This is a genomic window from Roseinatronobacter sp. (assembly GCF_051859525.1).
In the GTDB taxonomy this organism is placed as follows: Bacteria; Pseudomonadota; Alphaproteobacteria; order Rhodobacterales; family Rhodobacteraceae; genus Roseinatronobacter.
Map to the genome: position 1 here is coordinate 1 of NZ_JBHYFM010000017.1, position 26115 is coordinate 26115.

The following is a 26115-nucleotide window of genomic DNA, read 5'->3' on the forward strand; positions in this document are numbered from 1 at the left end:
TCTATCACGCTGGATCGGCAGACCCCGGCCCACCGATGGCGCGGGCTTTGTCCAAGCACACCGACCAAAACACCCACAAATTACCCCCCGTATTTCCGCCAGATCGCGCCATCCCCGATATCCTGCACAAATGCCGCATGCGCGGCGCGCTCTTCCTCGGTCAGGCGCGGGGGCAGGGGACTGGGGCGTTTGGGCAGGGGCTGGCGGGACTGGTTCGCGCTGACATTGCCAGAGGACGAGCTTAGCCCGAAATCCGGCTGCTGCCCGCCCAGAAGTTCCAGATACACCTCTGCCAGAATTTCACTGTCCAACAGCGCGCCATGCAGGGTGCGCGACGAATTGTCGATGGAGAACCGGCGGCACAGTGCATCCAGCGACGCGGGCGAGCCGGGAAATTTCTTGCGCGCCAATGTCAGCGTATCAAACGCGCGGTCATCGGGCAGGGGCGGCAGGTTCAGCCAGCCCAGTTCGGCATTGATGAACCGCATATCAAAACTGGCATTGTGGATCACCAGCCGGTCATCCCCGATAAAGGCCAGAAAATCCTTCACAATATGCTTGAACACCGGCTTGTCGCGCAGAAATTCATCTCCCAGCCCGTGCACGTCAAACGCCTCTTTCGGCATGGGGCGTTCGGGGTTGATATACTGATGATAGGTGCGCCCCGTGGGCATCAGGTTCACCAGTTCGACCACACCGATTTCAACAATCCGGTGCCCTTCGCTGGGTTCAAACCCTGTGGTTTCGGTGTCCATTACCAGTTCACGCATCACCTGCCCCCAATTTGGCAATCACGTCCCGCACTTTGGCGCGGGCGCTGTCCATATCAACTGTTTCAATGATAAAATCCGCGCGCGCGCGTTTATCTGCATCGGACATCTGGCGCGACAGGATCAAGTCGAACTGCTGCGCCGTCATGCCATCGCGGGCCAGCACGCGGGCGCGCTGCACCTCAGGCGGGGCGGTGACCACCAGCACCCCGTCAACGGGTGTGCCCCCTTCCAGCAACAGCGGCACATCCAGCACAACCAAAGGGGCATCCGTGCCCGCAATGAACGCGGCCCTGTCGGCGGCAACCAGCGGGTGCACCACCCCCTCCAACTGGCGCAGGGCTGTGCTGTCCTGCGCAATCCAGTGTTTCAGCCGCTGTCGGTCAATCGCGCCGTCGACCACCGCTTGCGGGCATAGCGCGCCGACAGGGGCCACCGCCGCACCGCCTTTGGCATATAGCGCGTGCACGCTTGCATCGGCGTCCCAGACGGGCACCCCTTCGTCGCGGAACATTTGCGCGGTGGTCGATTTTCCCATACCAATGGACCCCGTCAGGCCCAGCACATAGGGTGTCATTGACCCAACACCAGCGCACGCAGATCAGCGGTGACCTGCGGCCTGTGCCCGAACCAGCGTTCAAACCCCGGCACAGCCTGATGCAGCAGCATGCCCAACCCGTCAACAACGGCGTTGCCACGGTCCTGCGCCTGTTGCAGTAGATCCGTCATCAGCGGCGTGTAGACAATATCGGTGACCAATGCATCAGCGGCCAACCCGTCAAGCGGCATGTCCAGCGCAGGGTTGCCCACCATGCCCAGTGACGATGTGTTCACCACCAAGCCCAGATCGTCCAGCCCCTGCGCACGTTCGGACCAGTCCCGAACAACCACCTGCGGCCCGAAGTCGCGTGCCAATGCCGCAGCGCGCGCATGGGTCCGGTTGCACAGGCGTATTTGCGGAACACCCGCTTCCAGCAGCGCCACAATAATGGCCCGCGCAGCACCGCCCGCCCCCAGAACCAGCGCCGGACCACCATCCGCCCGCCAGTCGGGCGCGGATTGCTGCAAATTCGCCAGAAAACCATAACCGTCGGTGTTATCCGCATGGATACGCCCGTCCGCACCAAATGTCAGCGTATTCGCCGCCCCGATACGGGCTGCGACAGGCGACACGTCATCTGCCAGCGCCAGCACCTGTTCCTTATGCGGAATGGTCACATTTGCGCCCACAAACCCCATATGCGGCATGGCCCGCAAGACCTGTTCCAAGGCGTCCGGTTCAACATGCAAGGGCACATAATGCCCGCGCACCCCGTAGTCCTGCAACCATGACCCGTGCACCAGCGGTGATTTGCTGTGCCCGACCGGACTGCCGATAACGCCTGCCAGTGGTATTATACTCATCCCTCGATCACCCCGCGCAAGGACAGATAGTTCAGCAATTCCAGCAGGGGCAGGCCAAGTATGGTGAAATAATCACCCTGAATCTGGGCAAACAGCCGCACGCCTTCCTCCTCCAGCTTATAGGCGCCGACAGACTCGGAAATACCGGGCCAGTTGCGCGTAACATAGCTGTCCAGAAAGCTGTCGGAAAACGGCCGCATCGTCAACCGCGCCACGCCCACATGCCGCCAGACAGGTTCACCGCCATGATACAACACCGCCGCGGACAGAAGCTGATGTGTCTGGCCCCGCAAACGGGCCAGTTGATCGCGGGCATCCTGTTCGGTTTCCGGCTTGTTCAGGCAGGCACCTTGCAAGGACAAGACCTGGTCACACCCCAAGACATAGGCATCAAACCGGCGGCCAGCGACCTTGCGCGCCTTGGATTCGGCCAGCGCGTCGGCAATGTCACGCGGCGTTGCCCCCTCAAGAAGCAGGGCATCGCGAATAGCGGATTCATCGACACGCGCAGACTGCACGTCAATATCAAGTCCGGCATTTCGCAACATCTGCGCCCGAATGGCCGAACCGGAAGCCAGAACAAAAGACATGTGGATAACCTTGTGTGAATCCCGCCTTGAAACAACAGTACAATGTCGGGGTAACCCCGTCACTGCGGCTGTGCTGTCACTTTACCCACCCTCGTGCAAGGGTCCATGCGAAAAAACCCACATGTGGAAACGGCTTTTTCGCGCATGTGGATAAATATTTTCATGTTCTGGAAAAATCACGATATTCCATTTTTGTTCTATCTTAAAGCATTGATATTATGTATATTTTCGTCCGAAATATAAAAGTGTTCTGCTGTTTTGCCTGTGTGTATAAGTGTGGATAACAATCTTATCCCCATATCAACAGGCCCTACTACATCATCATTTCCTTTCTATATTTCTTTATTTAATTTAGATGCAGGTATCGAAAGGCCCAATAATGCTCTCTACCCTCTATCCTTGGATCAAGGCACTGCACATCATGGCTGTTATCAGCTGGATGGCAGGGTTGTTCTATCTTCCACGATTGTTTGTCTATCATGTGGAACGCGGCCAAGAGGCGCAGGGCATGGCCGGCATATTCGAGACGATGGAACTGAAGCTGCTGCGCGTCATCATGAACCCTGCCATGATTGTTGCATGGCTGACAGGTTTGACACTGGCTGCCATGCCTTGGGTGCTGGATACAGGGGCAATCTGGCCCTATAGCAAGTTTATCGCGCTGATCGGTATGACATGGTTCCACATGTGGTGCGCCAGACGCAGGCGCATCTTCGCCTTGGGGGAAAACACCCTGACCGGCCGCAACTACCGCATGATGAATGAAGTGCCGACTGTGTTGATGGTCGTCATTGTCTTGTCGGTGGTTGTGAAGTTCTAGGCAGATTGACTCAACCTTGATTTGGGTATAAGGCATTCTTGCTGTGCCGTCCGGCAATAGCGTTTCACGTGAAACATAAACAGATGACCGCGCCACCCGAATAATACGGGTATGCGGGCAAGCAGGATTTCCCATGTCTGATGTCATGACCCCCGATGAAGAATTCGAGTCCGAAGAGGCTGGAAGTCTTAACCTAGCCGATCTGAAGGCGAAAAGCCCGGCTGAACTGCTGTCGATGGCTGAGGATCTGGAAATCGAGAATGCACCGTCCATGCGCAAGGGCGAGATGATGTTCTCTATCCTGAAGGAACGCGCAGAAGATGGCTGGACCATCTTTGGTGATGGCGTGATCGAGGTGTTGCAGGACGGGTTCGGGTTTTTACGCTCGCCCGAGGCGAACTACCTTCCCGGTCCTGATGACATTTATGTTTCCCCTGAAATGATCCGGCAGTATTCGCTGCGCAGTGGTGACACGATCGAAGGCGAAATTCAGGCCCCCGCCGAGAATGAGCGCTATTTCGCGATTACAAAAGTCACGCAAATCAATTTTGATGTTCCGGAAAAAGCGCGCCACAAGGTCCATTTTGACAACCTGACGCCGCTTTACCCTGATGAGCGTTTGTGGATGGAAACGAATGATCCTGCGACCAAGGATCGTTCAGCGCGCATCATCGATATTGTCTCGCCGTTGGGCAAGGGGCAGCGTGCCTTGATTGTGGCGCCGCCGCGCACGGGTAAAACCGTTCTGCTGCAAAACATTGCCCATAGCATCGAGAAGAACCACCCGGAATGCTACTTGATCGTCCTGCTGATTGATGAACGCCCCGAAGAGGTGACGGACATGCAGCGTTCGGTCAAAGGGGAAGTGATTGCCTCGACCTTCGATGAACCAGCAACACGCCACGTAGCCGTGTCCGAAATGGTGATCGAGAAGGCCAAGCGCCTTGTCGAACACAAGCGCGATGTGGTCATTCTGCTGGATTCCATCACACGCCTTGGGCGCGCGTTTAACACGGTTGTGCCCAGCTCTGGCAAGGTGCTGACGGGTGGGGTCGATGCGAACGCCTTGCAGCGCCCCAAGCGCTTCTTTGGGGCCGCACGCAACATCGAAGAAGGGGGGTCGCTGACGATTATCGCAACGGCCCTGATCGATACAGGGTCGCGGATGGATGAAGTGATCTTTGAAGAATTCAAAGGCACAGGTAACAGTGAAATCGTGCTTGACCGTAAAGTTGCTGACAAGCGCGTGTTCCCCGCTATTGATATTCTGAAATCCGGCACCCGTAAGGAAGATTTGCTGATCGAAAAGATCGATCTGCAAAAAACATTCGTATTGCGCCGCATCCTGAACCCGATGGGCACGACCGACGCGATCGAGTTCCTGATATCCAAGTTGAAGCAGACCAAGACGAACAGCGATTTCTTCGACTCAATGAACACATAAGGGGGCCGCGATGGACACGATTTTCGCGCTGGCCTCTGCCCGCGGGAAATCGGGCGTTTCGGTCATTCGCATTTCCGGCCCGCGCGCACATGCTGTTTTGCGCGCGGTGGCGGGGGATGTGCCGCCATTCAGGCAAGCTGCGCTGCGCAAGCTGGTGAATCAGGCAGGCGAATTGCTGGACCATGGGTTGGTGATTGCCTTCGCCAAGGGGGCAAGTTTCACCGGCGAGGATGTGGCCGAACTTATGGTGCATGGCAGTCTGGCGACGGTTTCGGCGGTCGAATCCTGCCTTGCGCAAGATCATGGTTTGCGGCTGGCGCAGCCCGGTGAATTTACACGCCGCGCGCTTGAAAACGGCGTCATGGACCTGACGCAGGTTGAAGGGCTGGGCGATCTGCTGGACGCCGAAACCGAAAGCCAGCGGCGACAGGCGTTGCGGGTTCTGGATGGGGCAATCGGCAAACTGGTGAATGGCTGGCGCGCGCATTTGCTAAAAGCCGCCGCACTGATCGAGGCTGGCATCGATTTCGTCGAAGAAGATGTTGGCAATTGGGATGACCAGATCCTGTCCGAACTGAGGATCGTGCAAGACCAGTTGCAGGTGGAAATCGCAGGGCAGGGCGCGCGCGAACGTGTCCAGACGGGTTTTGAGATTGCGATCATCGGGTCCGTGAATGCCGGGAAATCCACGTTGCTAAATGCGCTTGCGGGGCGGGATGCGGCGATCACATCCGACATTGCGGGCACAACGCGCGATGTTATCGAACTGCGCATGGATATTGGCGGATTTGCCGTTACCCTGCTGGATACCGCTGGCTTGCGCGACACGGATGAGCAGATCGAATCCATCGGTATCGCGCGCGGGCAGCAGCGTGCCAGACAGGCGGATTTGCGCATCATATTGTGTGATACACCAGACACACCCCCACCAGTAGATGTTTTAACAAATGATATCGTCATGTTCGGCAAGGCAGACCTGTATCCTGACCATACTGGTGGCGTGTCCGGCGTGACGGGTGAAGGGCTGGATATACTTCTGTCGCGCATCACCGATACCCTTTCACAACGTGTTGCGCGCGATGGGGTTACCGTGCGGCGCAGGCACCTTCAGGCGATGATATCAGCGCAAGCAGCGCTGACCGATGCGATTGATAAATTAACCGCACAGGATTATATCGCAGAGTTACTGGCAGCGGATATTCGACAAGCCATCGATGCGCTTGATTCGCTGATTGGCAAAATAGATGTCGAGGATCTGCTGGGGGACATTTTCAGTTCCTTCTGTATCGGCAAGTAGGAGTGTTTCACGTGAAACATTACGATGTCATTGTGATTGGCGGCGGGCATGCCGGAACCGAGGCAGCGCTGGCCGCCTCTCGGATGGGGGCGCAAACCGCGTTGGTGACCTTTCGCAAGGACGACCTTGGGGTGATGTCCTGCAACCCCGCCATTGGCGGGCTGGGCAAGGGCCACCTTGTGCGCGAGATTGACGCGCTGGATGGTTTGATGGGGCGCGCAGGCGACTATGCGGCGATACAATACAGGCTGTTGAACCGGTCCAAAGGGCCAGCCGTTCAAGGCCCGCGCGTTCAGGCCGACCGCAAGCGGTATCGTGAATTTGTCGGGCGGGCGGTTATGAATACCGACCGGCTTGATATTATTGAGGCAGAAGTGACAGCCCTGATAGTGCAGGGAACGCAGGTCACAGGCGTGACATTGAATTCCGAAACCAGCCTGCATGCAAAATCCGTTGTGTTGACAACCGGCACTTTCCTTGGGGGCAAGGTCTTTATCGGCGACGTGACCTATCCGGCGGGGCGTATGGGCAATGCGGCCTCCAGCATCCTTGCGCAGCAGTTGCGCGGCCTCGGGTTGCCTATGGGGCGTCTGAAAACCGGAACCCCACCGCGACTTGATGGCAAAACCATCAACTGGGACCAGCTTGAATCGCAACCGGGGGATGATGATCCGGAATTCCTGTCGTTTCAAACGAAGCAGGTGATCGCGGATCAGGTATCTTGTGCGATCACGCATACGAATACACAAACCCATGATATTGTTCGTGAAAATCTGTCGCGTTCCGCCATGTACGGGGGGCAGATTGAAGGGGTGGGGCCGCGGTATTGCCCGTCAATCGAGGATAAGATTACCCGCTTCGCCGATAAATCGTCGCATCAGGTTTTTCTGGAACCGGAAGGGCTGGACGATGACACAGTATATCCGAACGGTATTTCCACATCGCTGCCCGCCGAAGTGCAGGAAGCCTATGTCCGCACCATCAGCGGGCTGGAGCATGTCCGCATCATCCAGCCCGGTTATGCGATTGAATATGACTATCTTGATCCGCGCGCGCTGAAGTCGTCCCTGCAGCTTAAGGCGCTGGATGGTTTCTATCTGGCAGGCCAGATCAACGGCACCACCGGATATGAAGAAGCGGGCGCGCAGGGGCTGGTTGCCGGTCTGAACGCCGCGCTGTATGCGCAGGACCGCGCGCCAGCCAGTTTTAGCCGCACCGACAGCTATATCGGGGTTATGATTGACGACCTGATCTTGCGCGGCGTTGCAGAACCCTATCGTATGTTTACATCGCGGGCCGAATATCGGCTTTCGTTGCGTGCTGACAATGCGGATCAGCGGCTTACGCCGGTCGGGTTGACGCTTGGCTGCGTGTCGGATGAACGCAAACGCGCGTTTCAGGACAAACTTGACCGGCTGGAAGGTGCGCGGACCAGAATGCGCGGCGTCACATTCACGTCCCGACAACTAAACGCCAGCGGACACAAAGTCAGCGAGGATGGCGTTCGTCGGGATGCCCTGACATTACTGGGCCTGTCGGGTTTCGACTTTGCCGCCCTTGAAAAACTGGCGCCGGAATTGGCGGGAATCGACGTCGCGACGAAAGCCCAGCTTCAGAAGGAAATGGTCTATCATGCCTATCTTGAACGGCAGGACTCGCAGATAAAAGCCCTGAAAGCGGACGAAAACCGGCGCTTTCCGGACGGGTTTGATTTTGAGAGTGTCAGCGGCTTGTCGAATGAATTGATGGGCAAACTTCGTCGTGCGCAACCTGAAACCCTGTCGCATGCCGCCCGCATAGAGGGGATGACCCCTGCGGCGCTTGTTCTGCTGCTGTCGCGAATCCAGCAACATGAAAAGCGCCTGACAGCATGACGGCGCAATGTATCGCGGGTGTCGATGTTTCACGTGAAACAATGGACGACCTGACACAATTTGCGGACCATCTGAAAAAGTGGAACAGCAAGATAAACCTTGTTGCACCGGCCACGATTCCCGATCTGTGGTCGCGACATATCGCAGATTCAGCGCAGGTTTTCGCTACCGCCCCGCGACAGGCCAAAACCTGGGTCGATCTGGGATCGGGCGGGGGGTTGCCGGGTGTTGTTTGTGCGATTCTGGCCAAACAGTATATGCCGGAATGTGCCTTCACATTGATTGAAAGTGACAAGCGAAAAGCCGCATCCCTGATGGTTATTGCGCGCGCGTTGGACCTGAAAATGACCGTTCTGGCCGAGCGTGCGGAAGCTGTCGCCCCGTGCAATGCCGATATTGTTTCTGCCCGTGCCCTTGCGCCCTTGCCGCAATTATTGTCATGGGTGCATCGCCATGTCGCCAAGGGTGGAATAGCCCTTTTGCCAAAGGGAAAAACATGGGAAGAAGAGGTTGCCGCCGCGCGCACTGACTGGATGTTCAGCGCATCGTCCCATGTCAGCAAGACCGATCCGGCGGCACGTCTGCTAGTGATAAAGGAGCTTTCGCGTGCCTAACCCAGGAACCACCCGAATTATCGCGATTGCCAACCAGAAGGGCGGCGTGGGGAAAACCACAACCGCGATCAATCTTGCCTCTGCCCTGGCAGAACAGGGTATGCGCACGCTTCTGATCGACCTTGACCCGCAGGGCAACGCCTCGACCGGATTGGGGGTGGAGCCGGGCGCGCGGAAATATACCACCTATGACCTTATTTTTGCAGAAGTTTCCGCCGAAAAGATCATTGTCCAGACCGAACAGGACGGCCTGTATCTGGTGCCTGCCACGACGGACTTATCTTCAGCTGATATTGAATTGATGTCGCGCGCGCGGCGGTCGCATTTGCTGCATGATGCACTGCGCCAGCCGGATATCCTGCATCAGGGGTTTGATTATATTCTGATCGATTGCCCGCCATCGCTTAGTTTGCTGACCGTCAATGCGATGGTTGCGTCGCATTCGGTCCTTGTGCCCCTTCAGGCCGAGTTCTTTGCGCTGGAAGGGCTGTCGCAGCTTATGCTTACGATCAGGGAGCTAAGGGATACAGCGAATCCGCATCTGCGGATCGAAGGTATTTTGCTGACCATGTATGACAAGCGCAACAATCTGGCCCAGCAGGTGGAAGAAGACGCGCGTGGTAATCTGGGTGATCTGGTGTTCAAGACCATTGTGCCGCGCAATGTCCGCATAAGCGAAGCGCCGTCATATGCGGTGCCGGTTTTGCAGTATGACACGCAGTCAAAAGGTGCGATGGCCTATCGTCAGCTTGCTGTGGAACTGCTTGAAAAACATAACAAAACCCTGAAGGAAAGGGCAGTATCATGACTGAACGCAAGCCTGAACGGCGCGGATTGGGCCGCGGTTTGTCCGCCTTGATGGCCGACGTGGCAGCAACTGCGCAGACCGATGCCCCCAGCGCAGGCGCGAAACCCCGTGATCAGAATATGCCTGTTGAGAAGCTGATACCGAACCCCGATCAGCCGCGCAGGCATTTTGACGATACAGCGCTGGCCGAACTCGCGGCGTCCATCAAGGAAAAGGGTGTCATTCAGCCGCTGATTGTCCGGCCCAAGGGTGATATGTTTGAAATCATCGCAGGTGAACGCCGGTGGCGTGCCGCGCAGCGGGCGCAGGTGCATGAAGTGCCTGTAATCATTCGGGATTTTACCGATACAGAAGTGTTAGAAATCGCGATTATCGAAAATATCCAGCGCGCCGACCTGAACCCCGTAGAGGAGGCGATGGGCTATCGGCAGTTGATTGAACGGTTTGGCCATACGCAGGAAAAACTGGCCGAGGCGATGGGCAAAAGCCGGTCGCATATTGCGAACCTGATGCGCCTGCTGAACCTGCCAGACGATGTGCAGGCGTTGCTGCGTGACGGACGCCTTAGCGCGGGGCATGCGCGCGCGCTGATTACAGCAGACTTGCCGTCCACCCTGGCGCGCAAGGTCGTGGCCGAAGGGTTAAGCGTGCGCCAGACCGAAGCATTAGTCAAAAAACCGGATTCGCCCACTGCGAAGAAAGCATCCGCGCGCAAGTCCGAGAAGGATGCCGATCTTATTGCATTGCAGAATGATCTATCTGCGGCGCTGAAACTGCCTGTTGATATTTCCTATGATGGTGGCGGCAAGGGGCATGTGGTCATCAAATACCGCTCGATCGAGGAAATGGACCGCCTGTGCAAGGTGTTGGGGAACCCTATTGTATAAGTAGTTCGCGCAAGAGGGCGTTCAGAACGGGGCGCCCTGTTGCAGTTGCGGCGATGCGGTCGCCAACTCGGGTGATGAACCCGTCAGACACCAGCGCCTGAATACGGTTTTCGGGCAGTGAATGCCCTGCAAGTGACTGATATCGCGTAATATCAGCCCCTTCGGACAGGCGAAGTGACATCATCAGGTATTCCAGCGCCTGTTCATCGCGTGGAATGGTCTGGGGCGGGCTTTCGCCATGGCCCAGTGTGTTGACCTGATCCAGCCATGTTTGCGGGTGCAGCGGCGTTTGTGTGGCAATTCGTGCGCCACCCTTGGTCAGTCGCCCGTGCGCGCCGGGGCCAATGCCGGCATAATCCCCATAGCGCCAGTAAATCAGGTTGTGACGCGACTGCGCGCCATCGCGGGCATGGTTGGAAATTTCATAGGCGGGCATGCCATACGCATCACAAATTTCCTGTGTTATCATATACATATCGGCTGAAATTTCGTCATCAGGCAGGCCCTTCAGCCCGCCTTGTGCATGACGCGCCCCGAAGGCTGTGCCGGATTCAATGGTCAGTTGATACAGTGACAAATGGTCAACAGCCATGGACAGGGCCAGCTTCAATTCATCCTGCCATTGTGTCAGGGTCTGGAACTGGCGCGCATAGATCAGGTCGAAACTGACGCGGTTGAAGGCCGCGCGTGCAATATCAAACGCAGCGCGCCCTTCGGCCACAGAATGCAAACGGCCAAGGCGCGTCAGGTCGGCATCATTCAGGGCCTGAATGCCCATGGAAATGCGGTTGACGCCCGCGTCGGCATAGGCGCGAAAGCGACCTGCCTCGACCGATGACGGGTTTGCCTCCAGCGTGACTTCGAAATCATTGGCGGTGGTCCATCGGGCGCGGATACGGTCCAGCAGGGCAGCCACAATGTCGGGGTCCATCAGGCTGGGGGTGCCGCCGCCAAAAAACACGGTGTTCAGCAGCCGGTCGCCGGTGGTTAGTGCAATACGGTCGATTTCCGACAGATAGGCCGCCGCCCATGCGCGTTGGTTGATATGGGCGGCGACATGGCTGTTGAAATCGCAGTAGGGGCATTTCGACTGGCAAAATGGCCAATGAATATACAGGCCAAAGCCGCCATTCTGCCAGTCTTGCATTCTTCAGCCTTTCAGTGCGGTGACTTCGATTTCAATCAGCATTTCAGGCTTGATTAGACCCGCGATAACCATTGTGGCGGCGGGGCGAATGTCGCCCATCGCCTCGCCCAAGGCGGGCAGCAGGTCATCCAGCAATGCGGCATCGGTCAGGGTGTATTGCACACGCACAATGTCGGTCATGCTGAAGCCGCCTTCGGACAACGCCTTGGCGATGGTGGCGAAACAGTTGCGCGCCTGATCGGCGACGCTTTCGGGCATTGTCATGGTGGCATAATCATAGCCGGTGACACCAGAGACGAAGCACCAATCCCCTTTGACCACAGCGCGGCTGTAGCCCATGGTCTTTTCAAACGGGGACCCGGTCGAGATGCGTTTCACGTGAAACATCCTTTCAGAAGGGCGGCAATGGCTGCGCCGCGGTGGGAAAGCGCGTTTTTTTCATCAGGCGTCATTTCCGCGAATGTGCGGGTATGGCCGTCAGGTTGGAACATGGGGTCGTATCCATGGCCGGTCTGGCCACGGTAAGGCCAGACAAGCTGGCCATTGACGAAGCCTTCAAACACCTCGTCATGGCCATCGGGCCAGGCCAGAACCAATGTGCAGCAAAACCGCGCCTGCCATGGTTGCGGGGCGCCAGATCCCACAAGTTTGGCATGGGTCTTTTCCATGGCCATGATGAAATCACGCCCGTTGGGCGTTTCGGCCCAATCGGCAGTGTACACGCCGGGCGCGCCGTCCAGGGCCATGACTTCCAGCCCGGAATCGTCGGCCAGTGCGGGCAGACCCGTGGCGCGCGCGGCGGCATGTGCTTTGATCCGCGCATTGCCGATGAATGTGGTTTCCGTCTCATCAGGTTCGGGCAGGGCGTGTTCAGCGGCTGATGTCACGGAAATACCCAGCGGAGCCATGATCTGGCGGAATTCCTCCAGCTTGCCGGCGTTATGTGTGGCGACCAGCAAGGTGCTTTCGGAAAAGCCCCTCATGCGATGGCGGCTTTCTGGGCGGCGACCAGTTCGCCGACACCTTTTTCGGCCAGATCCATCAGCTTATCCATTTCCATACGCGAGAAGGTCGCGCCTTCCGCACTCATCTGCACCTCGACCAACCTGCCAGAGCCAAGCAGGATAAAGTTTCCGTCAACGCCTGCGCTGCTGTCCTCGGCGTAGTCCAGATCAAGGACGGGCTGGCCTGCATAGATGCCGCAGCTGACCGCCGCCAGATGGTCGGTGATCGGGTCCGACACGATATCGCCGGCCTTCAGCAGTTTGTTCACCGCAAGCCGCAGGGCCACCCAGCCGCCGGTGATGGCCGCGCAGCGCGTGCCGCCATCGGCCTGAATAACATCGCAATCAATGGTGATCTGGCGTTCACCCAGTGCCGAACGGTCCACGCATGCGCGCAAGGAACGTCCAATAAGCCGTTGAATTTCAACGGTTCTACCTTGTTGTTTGCCAGATGCGGATTCGCGGCGCATGCGGGTATTGGTGGACCGTGGCAACATGCCGTATTCTGCGGTCACCCAACCCAGACCGGTGTTGCGCAAAAAGGGTGGTGTGCGGTCTTCAAGGGAAGCGGTACAAATGACCTTCGTATCGCCAACAGTGATCAGGCATGACCCTTCGGCATGTTTGGTCACATTGGGTTCGATTGAAATTTCGCGTAAACTGTCTAAGTCACGTCCAGAGGGGCGCATGGCAGGTGTCCTTTGCTGTTTCACGCCACGCATACAGGGACGCATAGCCCGTGTGCAAGCCTGATACCCCTTGAATTATACGCTGATTTAAAGTCGATTTATGCTGTCCTTAACCTGTATCCGCCATAAGGTGGCCCATGCCTGAAACCCGAAACTCTGCCGAACTTCTGTCAGAAATGAACGACCGCTCTCGCGAGGTGTTTCGCAGGGTGGTGGAATCCTATCTGGGAACCGGCGCGCCTGTGGGCTCGCGCAGTCTGACCCGCGATATGAGCGAGAAAGTCTCGGCTGCGACTGTGCGCAATGTGATGCAGGATCTGGAATATCTGGGCCTGCTGGACAGTCCGCATGTCTCGGCGGGGCGGGTGCCTACAAATCTGGGGCTGCGCCTGTTCGTGGATTCCCTGTTGGAGGTTGCACCGCTGGACAATGCCGACCGCGCCAAACTTGACAGCACGATGGGCAGCAATGAACGCGATGTGGCCAGTTTGCTGGATGCGGTCGGCGGCGCGTTAAGCGGGGTGACGCAAGGCGCGTCATTGGTGTTGTCGCCCAAACACGAAGCGGCGCTGCGTCATATCGAATTTGTCAGCCTTGCCCCTGATCGGGCGCTGGTGGTGTTGGTTTTCGTGGATGGCCATGTTGAAAACCGCGTCTTTACCCCGCCGCGCGGGTTGACCCCTTCGGCCCTGAGGGAGGCGGCAAATTACCTGAATTCCATGGTCGAAGGGGCCAGCGTTACCCAGCTTCTGGCACGGTTTCGCCGCGAGATCAGCCGCAACAGGCGCGAGATTGATGTGCTGGCCGCCAGCCTTGTGGAACAGGGTCTGGCCGTTTGGGAAAATGAAGGCGAACCGCAGGAACGCCTGATTGTGCGCGGGCGCGCGAATCTGCTTGACGAAGGGGCCGGCACTGAAGATATCGACCGCATTCGGACCCTGTTCGATGATCTGGAACGCAAGCGCGATATTGCGGAATTTCTGGAACTGACAGAACAGGGCGAAGGCGTGCGCATTTTTATCGGGGCAGAAAACAGACTTTTTTCACTTACGGGTTCAAGTCTGGTGGTTTCCCCTTATATGAACGCAGAACGCAAGATTATTGGCGCTGTCGGCGTGATCGGTCCTACGCGGCTGAACTACGGGCGGATTGTGCCGATTGTGGATTATACTGCGCAGCTTGTCGGCCGGATCCTGTCCGACCGGCAGGCAGAGTGAAGGAAAGTAAACAGATGGCCGAGCCGAAACCGACACTGCATCCGGAAACCGAAACAGAGTTTTCACAAGACCAGACGCCCGAGCAACAGGCCGACCTGCCACCGGATGCGGACCCGTATCTGGCGCTGGAGGCAGAGCTGGATGCCACACGCACCGAGCGTGACGAAATGCGCGACCGCATGATGCGCGCACTGGCCGAGGCCGAGAACAGCCGCAAACGCGCCGAGAAAGACCGCCGCGATGCGCAGCTTTATGGCGGGTCCAAGATCGCGCGCGATATTCTGCCGGTCTATGACAACCTGTCGCGCGCGCTGAATGCCGTGACAGACGAGACGCGCAGCGCGGCTGGCGGTCTGGTTGAAGGTGTGGAACTGACCCTGCGTGAATTGACGAATGTCATGCAGAAACACGGCGTCGAACGTATCAGCCCCGAAGTGGGCGACATGTTTGACCCGCATGCCCATCAGGCAATGTTTGAAGCGCCGGTCCCCGATTTCAAGGCGGGCCAGATCATTCAGGTCATGGCGGACGGTTTCAAACTGTATGACCAGTTGCTGCGCCCTGCACATGTGGGCGTTTCATCGACGCCCGCGGGGTAAAGGGGCATTCTGCCCCTTGTTTGAGTATTTTTGGCAAGATGAACCCTATGTCTGGCCAAGGGCCTTCAGTTCATACAGCAGTTCAAGTGCCTGTTTTGGTGACAACTCGTCCGGATTGATCCGGGCGAGTTTTTCTGTGGCGGGGTTTGGTTTTTCCGGTTGCAGGGCAGGGGCGCGCGCGGCCGAGAATAGCGGCAGGTCATCTATCACAGCTTTGGGGTTCTTGCCGGTTTCGCCTTGTTCCAGTGCGCTTAGCACTTCGCGGGCGCGGGTGATGACGCTGTCGGGCAGTCCGGCAAGGCGCGCGACCTGCACCCCGTAGCTGCGATCAGCAGCGCCACGCTTGACTTCGTGCAGGAAGATGACGTCGCCTTCCCATTCCTTGACGGTGACAGTGGCGTTTTCCACGCCGGACAGCCGGCCGGCAAGGGCGGTCATTTCATGGTAATGCGTGGCAAATAATGCGCGCGCGCGATTCACGTCATGCAGATGTTCCAGTGTGGCCCATGCAATGGACAGCCCGTCATAGGTGGCCGTGCCGCGCCCGATTTCGTCCAGAATGACCAGCGCGCGGTCATCGGCCTGATTCAGGATTGCGGCAGTTTCGACCATTTCAACCATGAAGGTTGACCGGCCGCGCGCAAGATCGTCGCTGGCCCCCACGCGGCTGAAAACCTGACTGACAAGGCCGATATGCGCATCGGTCGCGGGCACCCATGCGCCCATTTGCGCCAGAATGGCAATTAGTGCGTTCTGGCGCAGGAAGGTCGATTTACCCGCCATATTGGGGCCTGTCAGCAGCCAGATCGCAGCGCCGTCAGTGGCGCCAAGGTCGCAATCATTGGCAATGAAGCTGTTGCCACTGCGCGCCAGTGCATCCTCGACCACCGGATGGCGCCCGCCCGTGACCGCGAAAGCGCGCGAGGTGTCAAGGCGCGGTGCGCACCAGTTCTGCGCGCGCGCCAGATCGGCCAATGCGCTGGCCAGATCGATTTCGGCCAGTGCGCGGGCGGTTTGGGCCAGATGGTCCGCGCGGGAAAGAATTGCGTTACGCAGCGTGGTGAAAAGGCGCTTCTCGATCTCCAGCGCGCGCGAGCCTGCATTCAGGATGCGGGTCTCCATTTCAGAAAGTTCGACCGTGGTGAAGCGCACCTGATTGGCGGTGGTCTGGCGGTGTATATAGCGCGCGGAAAGGGGGTCGGACAGCATGCGGTCTGCATGGGTGCTGGTCACTTCGATGAAATAGCCCAGCACATTGTTATGCTTGATCTTGAGTGACGTGATGCCGGTGTCCTGCGCGTAGTCCGCCTGCATCTGCGCAATGACGCTGCGCCCTTCGTCACGCAATTTGCGGGCCTGATCAAGGTCCGTGTCATGGCCCTGCGCGATGAAGCCACCATCGCGCGCCAGCAGCGGGGGGTCTGCCACAAGGGCGGCGTCCAGCAGGTCCAACAGCGCGTCATGTCCTGTCAGCGCGCCTGCCGCATCTGCCAGAAGGCGCGGGGCCGTGTGTTCGGCAAGACATGCGTTGATCGCAATGGCCTGTGTCAGGGTGTTGCGAATGGCGGCCATGTCACGCGGTCCGGCGCGGTCCAGTGCCAGACGCGACAGGGCGCGGTCCAGATCGGGCACTTCCTTCAATGCGGCGCGCAGGTCGGCGCGCAGGCGGTTCTGCCCGTGCAGGAAGGTCACCGCAGATTGACGTTCAAGGATCGTATCCAGCCGTGCCGAGGGCGAGGACAGCCGCCGTTCCAGCAATCGCGCCCCCGCTGACGTGACTGTGCGGTCGATCGCATGGAGCAGCGCGCCGTCACGCCCGCCGGTCAGCGATTGCGTCAGTTCCAGATTGCGGCGGGTGGCCGCGTCAATCTGGACAAGATCACCGGCGGCATCGCGGACGGGCGGGTGCAACAGCGGCAGTTTGCCGCGCTGGGTCAGGTCCAGATAATCAACCAGCCCCCCAAGGGCCGCGCGTTCTGCACGACTGAATTGGGCAAATCCGTCAAGGGTTTGCACCTTGTAGAGATCGCACAGCCGCTTTTCGGCGGCGATGCTGTCGAAACTGGCGGGTGCAAGCGGTGTCAGGGCCGCGCCCATATCATCGGCAATCGGGCGCAGGGCGTCCGCCTGTGTGTCGCTGACCAGTATTTCACGCGGGCCAAGGCGGGCCAGTTCAGGCCCAAGGCGTATTCGGGCGCAGGGCATGACGCGCAGCTGTCCGGTGGATATGTCGGCCCATGCCAGCGCGCCCTCGTCGCGCATTTCGATGAAGGCGGCCAGATAATTGTGGCGCCGCGCATCCAGCAAGGATTCCTCGGTCAGGGTGCCGGGGGTGACAAGGCGCACGACATCGCGCTGCACCACCGACTTGTATCCGCGTTTTTTTGCCTGTTCGGGCGTTTCCATCTGTTCCGCGATGGCCACGCGAAACCCCTTGCGGATAAGGGTCAGAAGATAGCCTTCTGCGGCGTGGTGGGGCACACCGCACATGGCGATATCCTCGCCCAGATGTTTGCCGCGTTTGGTCAGGGCAATATCAAGGGCGGCAGCGGCGGCGATGGCATCGTCAAAGAACAATTCATAAAAATCGCCCATACGGTAGAACAACAACGCATCGGGGTGCTGCTGTTTGACCTGAAGATATTGGGCCATCATCGGCGTGACGGTTTCGTTCACTGGGGCGTTCCTTGCGGGGCGTGTGTCGTGTGTGTGGGCGCGTTTGCGCGAAGGTAACGAAAGCTGCGTGCGGGGGAAAGGGGGCGCGCGCGCCCCCTCTTGCGCGCGGGGGCGCGCGCAATTCACCCCCTGCGGATATTTAAACCAGACTGAAACAGGTGTTGACAGCGCTAACAGTCCCGTTCCCTTTGTTTACCGCGCCCGTTCAACTGGGTATGAGGGGCGTATTCAGGAGGAGCCGCATCTATGTCCCGCAAGTCGAAATTCACCGCCGAAGAGGCCTTGGCCTATCATCATGCGCCCGCGCCCGGCAAGTATGAGATCACTGCGTCAAAGCCGATGGCCACGCAGGCGGATCTGTCGCTGGCCTATAGCCCCGGTGTGGCGATACCTGTTCAGGCCATCGCGGACGACCCGCAGGCGGCGTATGATTACACGACCAAGGGCAATATGGTGGCTGTGGTGTCGAACGGCACAGCCATTCTGGGTATGGGCAATCTGGGCGCGCTGGCGTCCAAGCCCGTGATGGAAGGCAAGGCGGTTCTGTTCAAGCGGTTTGCCGATGTGAACGCGATTGATATCTTGCTGGATACAGAAGACCCTGACGAGATTATCAATGCGGTCAAACTGATGGGCCCGACTTTTGGCGGGGTGAATCTGGAGGATATCAAGGCGCCGGAATGTTTCATTATTGAAAGCCGGTTGAAGGAAATCATGGATATTCCGGTATTCCATGACGACCAGCATGGCACGGCCGTGATTTGTGCCGCAGGATTGATCAATGCGCTGGAATTGTCGGGCAAGCGGATCGAGGATTGCAAGATCGTGCTGAACGGCGCAGGCGCTGCGGGGATTGCCTGTCTGGAGCTGATCAAGTCCATGGGTGCATTGCACGATAACTGCATCATGTGCGACACCAAGGGTGTGATCTGGCAGGGCCGGACCGAGGGGATGAACCAGTGGAAATCCGCCCATGCCGCGCGCACCGATGCGCGCACGCTGGAAGAGGCGATGGTGGGCGCGGATGTGTTTCTGGGCGTGTCGGCCAAGGGTGCGGTGACACCTGCGATGGTGGCGGCCATGGCCGATAATCCGGTGATTTTCGCCATGGCGAACCCCGATCCTGAAATCACACCGGAGGAAGCGCAATCTGTGCGTGCCGATGCGATTGTGGCAACGGGGCGCAGTGATTACCCCAATCAGGTGAACAATGTTCTGGGGTTCCCGTATCTGTTTCGCGGTGCACTGGATATCAATGCGCGCGCCATCAATGACGAGATGAAGATCGCCTGCGCGCGTGCGCTTGCCGAACTGGCGCGCGAGGATGTGCCTGACGAGGTTGCCATGGCTTACGGGCGCAAGCTGAGTTTCGGGCGCGATTATATCATTCCCACGCCGTTTGACCCGCGCCTGATCTATACAATACCGCCCGCAGTGGCGCAGGCGGGGATGGCGACAGGCGTGGCGCGGCGTCCGATTGTGGATATGGACGGCTATGTGCAATCGCTGAAGGCGCGGATGGACCCGACGGCCAGTGTGCTGCAATCCATTCATGCACGGGCCAAGCAGGCGCAATCGCGCATGATTTTCGCCGAAGGCGATGATGAACGGGTGTTGCGGGCCGCTGTGGCCTATCAGCGTGGTGGCTACGGGCAGGCGCTGGTTGTGGGGCGCGAGGATGACGTGAAGGCCAAGCTGGAGGCCGAGGGTCTGGGCGATGCGGTGCGCGAGCTGACAGTGGTGAACGCCGGAAACACGCGCCATCTGGGCAGCTATAAGGATTTCCTGTATGCGCGTTTGCAACGGCAGGGCCATGACCTGAAAGATGTTCACCGTCTGGCCGCGCGGAACCGGCATGTCTTTGCCGCGCTGATGCTGGCGCATGGCCATGGTGATGCGCTGGTGACAGGGGCCACGCGCAAATCGGCGCATGTTCTGGGCCTGATAAACCATGTCTTTGATGCCCGCGCGCAAGATGGCGCGGTGGGCGTGACTGCGTTGCTGCATAAAGGCCGTATCGTGTTGATTGCCGACACATTGGTACATGAATGGCCGTCAGAGGTTGATCTGGCCGATATCGCCACGCGCGCGGCGTCTGTTGCGCGGCATCTGGGGTTGGAGCCGCGTGTGGCCTTCGTCAGCTTTTCCACTTTCGGCTATCCGGTGTCCGAACGCGCCGAGAAGATGCATCTTGCGCCGCGTATTCTGGACAAGCGCGGTGCGGATTTCGAGTATGAAGGCGAAATGACGGTCGATGTGGCCCTGAACCCCAAGGCTGCGGCGCATTACCCGTTTTCGCGGCTGACCGGGCCTGCGAATATTCTGGTGGTGCCTGCGCGGCATTCTGCGTCGATCAGCGTCAAGCTGATGCAGGAAATGGCGGGGGCCACAGTGATTGGCCCGATTCTGGCAGGCGTGCCAAGGCCCATCCAGATTTGCTCAACCGGGTCCACAGTCAGTGACATTGTCAACATGGCGGTCATGGCCAGTTGCGAGATTGTCTGACCATGGGGCGGGGCGCGGATATCTGGTGTTTCGGGTCAATCAATATCGACCATGTGCACAGCCTTGATCACCTGCCGCTGGCTGGTGAAACGCTGGCCAGTGGTGCCTATGCGGTGCATCTGGGGGGCAAGGGGGCGAACCAGTCGGTTGCGGCGGCGCGTGCGGGTGCCACTGTGCGCCATCTGGGGGCGGTCGGTGCGGACGGGCTGGACATGCGCGATGTGATGGCGGGCTATGGCGTTGATTGCAGTGCTGTGCAGGTGCTGGATGGTGCCACGGGACATGCCATCATCATGGTGGACCAATCGGGCGAGAATGCCATTGTGCTGCATGGCGGGGCCAATCACGCGCTGGCGCTTGACCCTGTGCTAACTGCGCTGGAGGGCGCGCGTGCAGGGGATTTCCTGTTGATGCAGAATGAAACCGCATGGCAGCGTGAAACTGCCGCTGCCGCCAGCGCCCGCGGAATGAAGATTGTGTATTCCGCGGCCCCGTTTTCAGCGGATGCCGTGCAGGCGGTGTTGCCCTATATCTCCATGCTTATGATGAACGAGATTGAGGCGCAGCAACTACAGCAAGCGCTGGGCGTCACGATTGCCGATTTGCCCGTAGATGTTGTTGTCATAACCAAAGGGGCCAAAGGTGCCAGCTGGCATGAACGCGGGCGCGCGGAGGTGTTTGTACCGGCGCTGCCAGTCCGCGTGCTGGATACCACTGGCGCAGGCGATTGTTTTGCAGGCGCGTTGGTTACCGCATTATCCGAAGGCCAGGACCCTGCTGATGCGATGCAATTTGCAACACGCGCTGCGGCCTTGCAGGTGTCATGTGCCGGCGCGGCGGCTGCAATGCCCAGCCGTGCGCAGATTGACGCGCTAGCCGGTGAAGGGCGCTGAACTGCCCCAGATTTCGCGCACACGCTGGTCACGCCCGCACCCCTCGCGGTAGCTTTTGTAAGCGACGCGCCGCTCGATCCAGCCGAAACGGGTTAATGTGCGTTGCTCGGAATTGGCATAGTTCTGATGGAAGTCGTCGGCTTCATAAAAAGTGGTTGCCGTGCGGACGGGGGTGACAACGCTTGCGCCCAGTTCGGCCTCGGCCGCAGCAATGGCGGCGTTCGCCTGTTCCGTTTGTTCGGGTGTGGCGAAAATGGCCGTGGTGTAATGCGCGCCCCGGTCACAGAACTGGCCGCCCGCATCCAGCGGATCAATGGACCGCATGAACATGTGCAGGATCTGGTCGTAACTGACGCGCGCGGGGTCAAAGCTGATGATTGCCGCTTCCAGATGGTCGGTGCGCCCGCGTGCGACATCTTCATAAATGGGGTCGGGTGTTGTGCCACCTGTGAAGCCCACGCGCACATCCACCACGCCATCCACGCGCCGGAAATCTGATTCCACGCACCAGAAACAGCCGCCCGCGACAATGGCGGTTTCAACCTGTTGTGCGGTGGCGGGCAGGGCGGGGGCAAACATGGCGATCAGCCAGAATGCAAAAGCGTGCAGCTTCATATCCGAAATCCTTTTGCTTGTTCCTGCGATGATACGTCACAAGCGCGGGATTTGGTCAGTTTTGTTTATCACAAGGGGGTGAAAGCCCTGAAGGCCCTGTGCGGAACTGCCAAACGTCCCGCCTGCGCCACAGGGGGCGTGATCAACCTCAGATGGGCAATCCACGCATCAGGCGGGGCAGATCGCCCGTAAGACCGGCGGCTTCGCGGATGAACCGGCGGCGCAGCCCCGGCAGCGATTGAACAACCCCCATGCCCAGACCCCGCACGCCGCGCAACAGCGCGGAATCGTTGGAAAACATGCGGTTCACGCTATCGGTGCCAACGGCCATCATCATGGTGTCAAACCGCCGCCACTGTTGATAGCGTTCCAGCACAATCGGGCTTGCGATATCCTCGCCGCGCCGCGCGGCCAGGATCAACACCTCGGCCAGGGCGGCAACATCGCGCAGGCCGAAATTGAACCCCTGACCTGCAATCGGGTGCATGCCATGCGCGGCATCACCCACCAATGCCAGACGCGGGGCAATGAAACTGTTGGCAATGGTCAGCCGCAACGGATAGGCAAAACGCTTGCCGGCCAGCGCGATCCCGCCCAGAAAATCACCGAAGCGCGGGCGCAGGGCGGCCAGATACTCCGCATCATCCATGGCGTGAATTTCTGCGGCGGTGTCTGTGCGTTCGCTCCACACAATAGACGACCGGTTGCCGGGCAGCGGCAGAATGGCCAGCGGGCCTGCGGGCATAAAGAACTGATGTGCGCAGCCGTGATGGGGCTGTTCATGGGCAATGGCACAGACCAGTGCGGTCTGCCCGTAATCCCAGCCGGTACGTTTGATACCCGCGCGCTGCGCCACGGCACTGTCGCGCCCGTCGCAGCCCACCAGAATGCGCGCGCGCAATATCTGCCCGTCATCCGTGGTGGCGCTGGCACCATGGGCGTCCACGTCCTGTGCGATGACGCGGCGCCCCTCGATCTGGGTAATGTTTGGGCTGTTGTCCATTGCATGCAACAATGCGCGGCGCAAAAAACGGTCTTCCAGCATGTGGCCCATCGGGCCTTCTTCAATCTCGGCATGGTCGAAATGCAGGAAAAACGGTGCCGCCCCTTCGCCTGCGCGCCCGTCGCTGGCCTTGATCTGCAACATGGGCTGTGCATCATTGACCACTGCGTCCCAGATGCCGATCCCTTGCAGAACGCGTGTCGATGCCAGTGCCAGCGCATAGGCCCGTCCGTCAAATTCCGCATCCTTGCGCGTGTCGCGTGCCAGCGCATCCACCACGATCACCCGCAAGCCGCCCTGCGCCAGCGCCAGCGCCAATGACGGGCCGTTCAGCCCGCCCCCTACGATCAAAATATCAGCATCATATGTCATACTGCAGTTATGGCATGGCACACAGACTTGTCCATGCGGCAAAGCGGCAAATTTGCGGTTCCCATTTCATCTTGCCCAAAATACTCTCTGGGGGTCCGGGGGCAGACAGCCCCCGGTTGGCCACAGGATCAAGGATGCCCTGACATGACAGAAAACTGGCTGACCAGACCCGCCGCAGAACAGGGCCGCGCGATCGGTGCAGGGGATTTATGTCCGCTTGCGCTGACCGAAGCCTATCTGGCGGCCATTCAGGCACATTCCGCCGGAACGCGCATCTACGCACGCCTGACCGAAAGCCGCGCATTGGATGAAGCCATCGCCGCGCGGGACCGCGCGCGCGCGGGTCTGCGCCGCCACCTGCTGGACGGTGTGGCCCTGTCATGGAAAGATCTGTTCGACACGGCTGGCGTTGCCACCGAAAGCGGGTCTGCGGTGCTGAAGGGGCGCGTGCCCGACCATGACGCGGACCTGTTGCAGACCATGACGCGCGCGGGGACCATTTGTCTGGGCAAGACCCATCAGACGGAATTTGCCTATTCCGGTCTGGGGCTGAATCCGGTGACCGCCACGCCGCCTTGCGTGAATGACCCTGACGCGGTTCCGGGCGGCAGCTCATCGGGGGCGGCGGCGTCGGTGGCGTTCGGGCTGGCGGCTGCGGCCATCGGGTCCGACACGGGCGGGTCGGTGCGTATTCCGGCGGCGTGGAATGATCTGGTGGGGTTGAAAACCACGCATGGGCGGCTGACGCTGCAAGGTGTGGTCCCGCTTGCGCCGAAATTCGACACGGCTGGCCCGCTGGCCCGCAGTGTCGAGGATTGCGCGCTGCTGCTGTCAGCGCTGGAAAACGGGCCAGTGCCGGATTTGCGCGGCGCCAGCCTGTCGGGGCGGCAGTTTCTGGTTCTGGACGGGGCAGCGTTTGACGGCATTCGCGACCTGCCCGCGCAAGGGTTTGAAGCGGCGGTTGACAAGCTGGCCAAGGCGGGCGCGCAGATTACCCGCAAATCGCTGTCCTGTGTCAGTGATGCACTGGCGCTGTCGGCGGTCATATATACGCCGGAATGCTACGCCGTGTGGCGCGACCGGATCGAGGCCGCGCCGGACGTTATGTTCGCGCCCGTGCTGGAACGTTTCCGGTCGGGGCGTGACCATCTGGCCACGGATTACATTGCCGCATGGGATGCGTTGATGCGCCACCGCGCCGCTTATCTGGCACAAACGGCTGGATATGATGCGGTTTTGCTGCCGACTGCGCCGAACATGCCGCCCAACGCGGAACGCCTGATGCAGGACCATGCCTATTTCACCACGGAAAACCTGCTGACGCTGCGCAATACACGCATTGGCAATATGCTGGGGCTGTGTGCGTTGACATTGCCGACTGCTGTGCCCTCGGTCGGTCTAAGTCTGATGTGCCCGCCCATGGCCGAGGAACGATTATTGCGCCTTGGGGCGGCGGCAGAGTTGGCGCTGTCGGTGCGGTAGGCACGCTTGCCGCAGATCAACCGCAACAAATAGCGGGTATCACGCAAGGCTACCGCCATATATGGTGGTGCTTTTGGGTTATCTACGAAAATGCCACAATTTCGCGGGGTTATTGGCAAAACTTCAGTCGTTTTTCTGGACGGGGCGGCCCTTGCGCGTTATCCTGCGGTCAATAATGGGGCAAAAGACCCCGAGCAGTCGAGGCAGTCCATGGCATACCCAGAGCGGTTTTCGAACCTGCCTGAATACGCATTCCCGCGCCTGCGCGCGCTTCTGGATCACCACCAACCCGGTGGTGAGCCTGTCGCCATGACCATTGGCGAGCCGCGCCATGACATGCCGCCATTTTTGGCGGATGTGCTGAATGCGAATATCGGCAGTTTTGCAAAATACCCCGCGAATGAGGGGATTCCCCCCCTGTTGCAGGCAATTCAAGGCTGGATTTCAAGGCGTTATGGCGTGTCCTTGATGCCCGAGAACCTGATGGTTCTGAACGGCACGCGCGAAGGGTTGTTCAATGCCGCCCTTGCGCTGTGTCCTGAACGCAAGAACGGGCAAACGCCTGTTATCCTGACGCCCAACCCGTTCTATCAGGTATATGCCGTCGCCGCGCTTGCCGTCGGCGCAGAGCCGCGTTTTATTTCTGCAACCGAGGCTACGGGCCATTTGCCTGATTATGCCGGCCTGCCCGCTGATGTGCTGGACCGCGTGGCGATCGCCTATGTATGCTCGCCCGCCAATCCGCAGGGATCGGTTGCCGATGCGGAGTATTGGCGCACGCTGATCGCGCTGGCCGAAAAGCATGATTTCCGCATTTTCGCCGATGAATGCTATTCCGAGATTTACCGCGACACGCCCCCCCCCGGCGTGCTGGAAATTGCCGCCGAGATGGGCGCGGACAGTGAACGCGTGTTGTCGTTCCATTCGCTGTCGAAACGGTCGAACCTGCCGGGGCTACGGTCGGGCTTTGTTGCGGGGGGCGTGGAATGTATACGCCGCATCCGGCAGTTGCGCGCCTATAGCGGTGCGCCATTGCCCGAACCCTTGCAACATGTTGCCGCCGCTGCCTGGGCAGATGAGGCGCATGTGGACCGGTCGCGCGCGCTGTATCAGCAGAAATACGCGCTGGCAGATCGTATTCTGGGCAATGTGCCCGGATATGCGGGACCGGCGGGCGGGTTTTTTCTGTGGTTGCCTGTGGGTGACGGCGAGGCGGCGGCGCTGAAGCTGTGGACCGAAACCGGCATCAGGGTGCTGCCGGGGGCGTATTTGTCGCGCGATGTGGACGGGTTTAACCCCGGTCACGGGTTTATCCGCGTGGCGATGGTGAATTTGATTGATGAAATGCAGGATGCGCTGATCCGCTTGCGCACCTGCCTGTATAGTTAAACCCAAGGGGCGCGTC

Annotated in this window: 24 protein-coding genes; 13 read left to right on the forward strand and 11 right to left on the reverse strand. The window is 59.3% G+C overall.

The annotated features are described in order from the left end of the window. Positions 1-80: 80 nt before the first annotated feature. The 4 genes from dnaQ to ACTIE1_RS12240 are packed head-to-tail and all read right to left on the reverse strand — an operon-like array spanning position 81 to position 2764. Positions 81-770, reverse strand: coding sequence for a DNA polymerase III subunit epsilon (gene dnaQ / locus ACTIE1_RS12225; protein ID WP_439562680.1), 690 nt, complete (start codon positions 768-770; stop codon positions 81-83). Continuing rightward, entirely contained in the window at positions 763-1347 is a 585-nt protein-coding gene (coaE, locus tag ACTIE1_RS12230; RefSeq protein ID WP_439562681.1) for a dephospho-CoA kinase, read from the reverse strand. Before coaE ends, dnaQ begins: the two co-directional genes overlap by 8 nt. Next, a complete protein-coding gene (locus tag ACTIE1_RS12235) occupies positions 1344-2174 on the reverse strand; it encodes a shikimate dehydrogenase (RefSeq protein ID WP_439562682.1) in 831 nt (276 codons plus the stop codon). Before ACTIE1_RS12235 ends, coaE begins: the two co-directional genes overlap by 4 nt. Beyond that, positions 2171-2764 (reverse strand): Maf family protein, encoded by a 594-nt coding sequence (locus ACTIE1_RS12240; RefSeq protein WP_439562683.1) that lies wholly within the window; start codon positions 2762-2764, stop codon positions 2171-2173. Before ACTIE1_RS12240 ends, ACTIE1_RS12235 begins: the two co-directional genes overlap by 4 nt. Before the next feature lie 379 nt (positions 2765-3143). On the opposite strand from ACTIE1_RS12240, the gene ACTIE1_RS12245 reads away from it, so the two are divergent. The 7 genes from ACTIE1_RS12245 (at position 3144) to ACTIE1_RS12275 (ending at position 10508) form a co-directional block, all read left to right on the forward strand. Further along, complete coding sequence (locus ACTIE1_RS12245) at positions 3144-3584, forward strand: CopD family protein (protein ID WP_439562684.1); 441 nt, start codon at positions 3144-3146, stop codon at positions 3582-3584. Positions 3585-3729: 145 nt separating this feature from the next. Then, positions 3730-5028, forward strand: coding sequence for a transcription termination factor Rho (rho, locus tag ACTIE1_RS12250; protein ID WP_439562734.1), 1299 nt, complete (start codon positions 3730-3732; stop codon positions 5026-5028). A 10-nt stretch (positions 5029-5038) separates the two neighbouring features. After that, positions 5039-6325: a tRNA uridine-5-carboxymethylaminomethyl(34) synthesis GTPase MnmE gene (mnmE, locus tag ACTIE1_RS12255; protein WP_439562685.1), complete on the forward strand. Its 1287-nt coding sequence runs from the start codon at positions 5039-5041 to the stop codon at positions 6323-6325. A gap of 2 nt (positions 6326-6327) precedes the next feature. Continuing rightward, a complete protein-coding gene (gene mnmG / locus ACTIE1_RS12260) occupies positions 6328-8199 on the forward strand; it encodes a tRNA uridine-5-carboxymethylaminomethyl(34) synthesis enzyme MnmG (RefSeq protein ID WP_439562686.1) in 1872 nt (623 codons plus the stop codon). A gap of 41 nt (positions 8200-8240) precedes the next feature. Further along, positions 8241-8813 carry a 16S rRNA (guanine(527)-N(7))-methyltransferase RsmG gene (gene rsmG, locus ACTIE1_RS12265; protein WP_439562687.1) on the forward strand — a complete coding sequence of 191 codons (573 nt, stop codon included), beginning with the start codon at positions 8241-8243 and terminating at the stop codon, positions 8811-8813. Further along, entirely contained in the window at positions 8806-9621 is an 816-nt protein-coding gene (locus ACTIE1_RS12270) for a ParA family protein (protein WP_439562688.1), read from the forward strand. The genes rsmG and ACTIE1_RS12270 overlap by 8 nt, the downstream gene beginning before the upstream one ends. Beyond that, the gene (locus tag ACTIE1_RS12275; RefSeq protein WP_439562689.1) at positions 9618-10508 is read left to right on the forward strand and encodes a ParB/RepB/Spo0J family partition protein; all 891 of its coding nucleotides are present in this window, start codon (positions 9618-9620) and stop codon (positions 10506-10508) included. The genes ACTIE1_RS12270 and ACTIE1_RS12275 overlap by 4 nt, the downstream gene beginning before the upstream one ends. Here the strand turns inward: ACTIE1_RS12275 and hemW are convergent. From hemW to rph, 4 genes are read right to left on the reverse strand one after another with little or no spacing between them, the layout of a single operon-like run. Next, positions 10498-11655 carry a radical SAM family heme chaperone HemW gene (gene hemW, locus ACTIE1_RS12280; RefSeq protein ID WP_439562690.1) on the reverse strand — a complete coding sequence of 386 codons (1158 nt, stop codon included), beginning with the start codon at positions 11653-11655 and terminating at the stop codon, positions 10498-10500. The genes ACTIE1_RS12275 and hemW overlap by 11 nt on opposite strands. A gap of 3 nt (positions 11656-11658) precedes the next feature. Continuing rightward, on the reverse strand, positions 11659-12033 hold the full coding sequence (locus ACTIE1_RS12285) for a RidA family protein (protein ID WP_439562691.1): 375 nt from the start codon (positions 12031-12033) through the stop codon (positions 11659-11661). Next, on the reverse strand, positions 12030-12638 hold the full coding sequence (rdgB, locus tag ACTIE1_RS12290; protein WP_439562692.1) for an RdgB/HAM1 family non-canonical purine NTP pyrophosphatase: 609 nt from the start codon (positions 12636-12638) through the stop codon (positions 12030-12032). Before rdgB ends, ACTIE1_RS12285 begins: the two co-directional genes overlap by 4 nt. Further along, positions 12635-13348, reverse strand: a complete 714-nt coding sequence (gene rph, locus ACTIE1_RS12295) for a ribonuclease PH (protein WP_439562693.1) — start codon at positions 13346-13348, stop codon at positions 12635-12637. Before rph ends, rdgB begins: the two co-directional genes overlap by 4 nt. A 137-nt stretch (positions 13349-13485) precedes the next feature. Here rph and hrcA point away from each other — a divergent pair, with 137 nt between their 5' ends. Then, a complete protein-coding gene (gene hrcA / locus ACTIE1_RS12300; RefSeq protein ID WP_439562694.1) occupies positions 13486-14565 on the forward strand; it encodes a heat-inducible transcriptional repressor HrcA in 1080 nt (359 codons plus the stop codon). A gap of 14 nt (positions 14566-14579) precedes the next feature. Continuing rightward, positions 14580-15164, forward strand: a complete 585-nt coding sequence (locus ACTIE1_RS12305; protein WP_439562695.1) for a nucleotide exchange factor GrpE — start codon at positions 14580-14582, stop codon at positions 15162-15164. A gap of 45 nt (positions 15165-15209) precedes the next feature. Here ACTIE1_RS12305 and mutS read toward each other — a convergent pair whose 3' ends face one another. Then, positions 15210-17819 (reverse strand): DNA mismatch repair protein MutS, encoded by a 2610-nt coding sequence (gene mutS, locus ACTIE1_RS12310; protein WP_439562735.1) that lies wholly within the window; start codon positions 17817-17819, stop codon positions 15210-15212. Between the two features lie 267 nt (positions 17820-18086). Between mutS and ACTIE1_RS12315 the strand changes: the two genes are divergently transcribed. After that, on the forward strand, positions 18087-20345 hold the full coding sequence (locus ACTIE1_RS12315) for an NADP-dependent malic enzyme (protein WP_439563423.1): 2259 nt from the start codon (positions 18087-18089) through the stop codon (positions 20343-20345). A gap of 2 nt (positions 20346-20347) precedes the next feature. Beyond that, positions 20348-21238, forward strand: coding sequence for a ribokinase (locus ACTIE1_RS12320; RefSeq protein ID WP_439562697.1), 891 nt, complete (start codon positions 20348-20350; stop codon positions 21236-21238). Here the strand turns inward: ACTIE1_RS12320 and msrA are convergent. Together msrA and ACTIE1_RS12330 are read right to left on the reverse strand one after the other, a co-directional pair. After that, entirely contained in the window at positions 21218-21853 is a 636-nt protein-coding gene (gene msrA / locus ACTIE1_RS12325) for a peptide-methionine (S)-S-oxide reductase MsrA (RefSeq protein WP_439562698.1), read from the reverse strand. The two genes, ACTIE1_RS12320 and msrA, sit on opposite strands and share 21 nt — an antisense overlap. Positions 21854-22001: 148 nt before the next feature. Next, on the reverse strand, positions 22002-23228 hold the full coding sequence (locus ACTIE1_RS12330) for an FAD-dependent monooxygenase (protein WP_439562699.1): 1227 nt from the start codon (positions 23226-23228) through the stop codon (positions 22002-22004). Between the two features lie 144 nt (positions 23229-23372). Here ACTIE1_RS12330 and ACTIE1_RS12335 point away from each other — a divergent pair, with 144 nt between their 5' ends. Further along, positions 23373-24710, forward strand: a complete 1338-nt coding sequence (locus ACTIE1_RS12335; RefSeq protein ID WP_439562700.1) for an amidase — start codon at positions 23373-23375, stop codon at positions 24708-24710. 210 nt (positions 24711-24920) lie between these two features. Then, a complete protein-coding gene (locus tag ACTIE1_RS12340; RefSeq protein WP_439562701.1) occupies positions 24921-26099 on the forward strand; it encodes an aminotransferase class I/II-fold pyridoxal phosphate-dependent enzyme in 1179 nt (392 codons plus the stop codon). Positions 26100-26115: the final 16 nt, after the last annotated feature.

Coding starts and splice junctions, on each gene's coding strand:
- dnaQ (WP_439562680.1), bottom strand. CDS start 770: ATGCGTGAACTGGTAATGGACACCGAAACCACAGGGTTTGAACCCAGC.
- coaE (WP_439562681.1), bottom strand. CDS start 1,347: ATGACACCCTATGTGCTGGGCCTGACGGGGTCCATTGGTATGGGAAAA.
- ACTIE1_RS12235 (WP_439562682.1), bottom strand. CDS start 2,174: ATGAGTATAATACCACTGGCAGGCGTTATCGGCAGTCCGGTCGGGCAC.
- ACTIE1_RS12240 (WP_439562683.1), bottom strand. CDS start 2,764: ATGTCTTTTGTTCTGGCTTCCGGTTCGGCCATTCGGGCGCAGATGTTG.
- ACTIE1_RS12245 (WP_439562684.1), top strand. CDS start 3,144: ATGCTCTCTACCCTCTATCCTTGGATCAAGGCACTGCACATCATGGCT.
- rho (WP_439562734.1), top strand. CDS start 3,730: ATGACCCCCGATGAAGAATTCGAGTCCGAAGAGGCTGGAAGTCTTAAC.
- mnmE (WP_439562685.1), top strand. CDS start 5,039: ATGGACACGATTTTCGCGCTGGCCTCTGCCCGCGGGAAATCGGGCGTT.
- rsmG (WP_439562687.1), top strand. CDS start 8,241: ATGGACGACCTGACACAATTTGCGGACCATCTGAAAAAGTGGAACAGC.
- ACTIE1_RS12275 (WP_439562689.1), top strand. CDS start 9,618: ATGACTGAACGCAAGCCTGAACGGCGCGGATTGGGCCGCGGTTTGTCC.
- hemW (WP_439562690.1), bottom strand. CDS start 11,655: ATGCAAGACTGGCAGAATGGCGGCTTTGGCCTGTATATTCATTGGCCA.
- rdgB (WP_439562692.1), bottom strand. CDS start 12,638: ATGAGGGGCTTTTCCGAAAGCACCTTGCTGGTCGCCACACATAACGCC.
- rph (WP_439562693.1), bottom strand. CDS start 13,348: ATGCGCCCCTCTGGACGTGACTTAGACAGTTTACGCGAAATTTCAATC.
- hrcA (WP_439562694.1), top strand. CDS start 13,486: ATGCCTGAAACCCGAAACTCTGCCGAACTTCTGTCAGAAATGAACGAC.
- ACTIE1_RS12305 (WP_439562695.1), top strand. CDS start 14,580: ATGGCCGAGCCGAAACCGACACTGCATCCGGAAACCGAAACAGAGTTT.
- mutS (WP_439562735.1), bottom strand. CDS start 17,819: ATGATGGCCCAATATCTTCAGGTCAAACAGCAGCACCCCGATGCGTTG.
- ACTIE1_RS12315 (WP_439563423.1), top strand. CDS start 18,087: ATGTCCCGCAAGTCGAAATTCACCGCCGAAGAGGCCTTGGCCTATCAT.
- ACTIE1_RS12320 (WP_439562697.1), top strand. CDS start 20,348: ATGGGGCGGGGCGCGGATATCTGGTGTTTCGGGTCAATCAATATCGAC.
- msrA (WP_439562698.1), bottom strand. CDS start 21,853: ATGAAGCTGCACGCTTTTGCATTCTGGCTGATCGCCATGTTTGCCCCC.
- ACTIE1_RS12330 (WP_439562699.1), bottom strand. CDS start 23,228: ATGACATATGATGCTGATATTTTGATCGTAGGGGGCGGGCTGAACGGC.
- ACTIE1_RS12335 (WP_439562700.1), top strand. CDS start 23,373: ATGACAGAAAACTGGCTGACCAGACCCGCCGCAGAACAGGGCCGCGCG.
- ACTIE1_RS12340 (WP_439562701.1), top strand. CDS start 24,921: ATGGCATACCCAGAGCGGTTTTCGAACCTGCCTGAATACGCATTCCCG.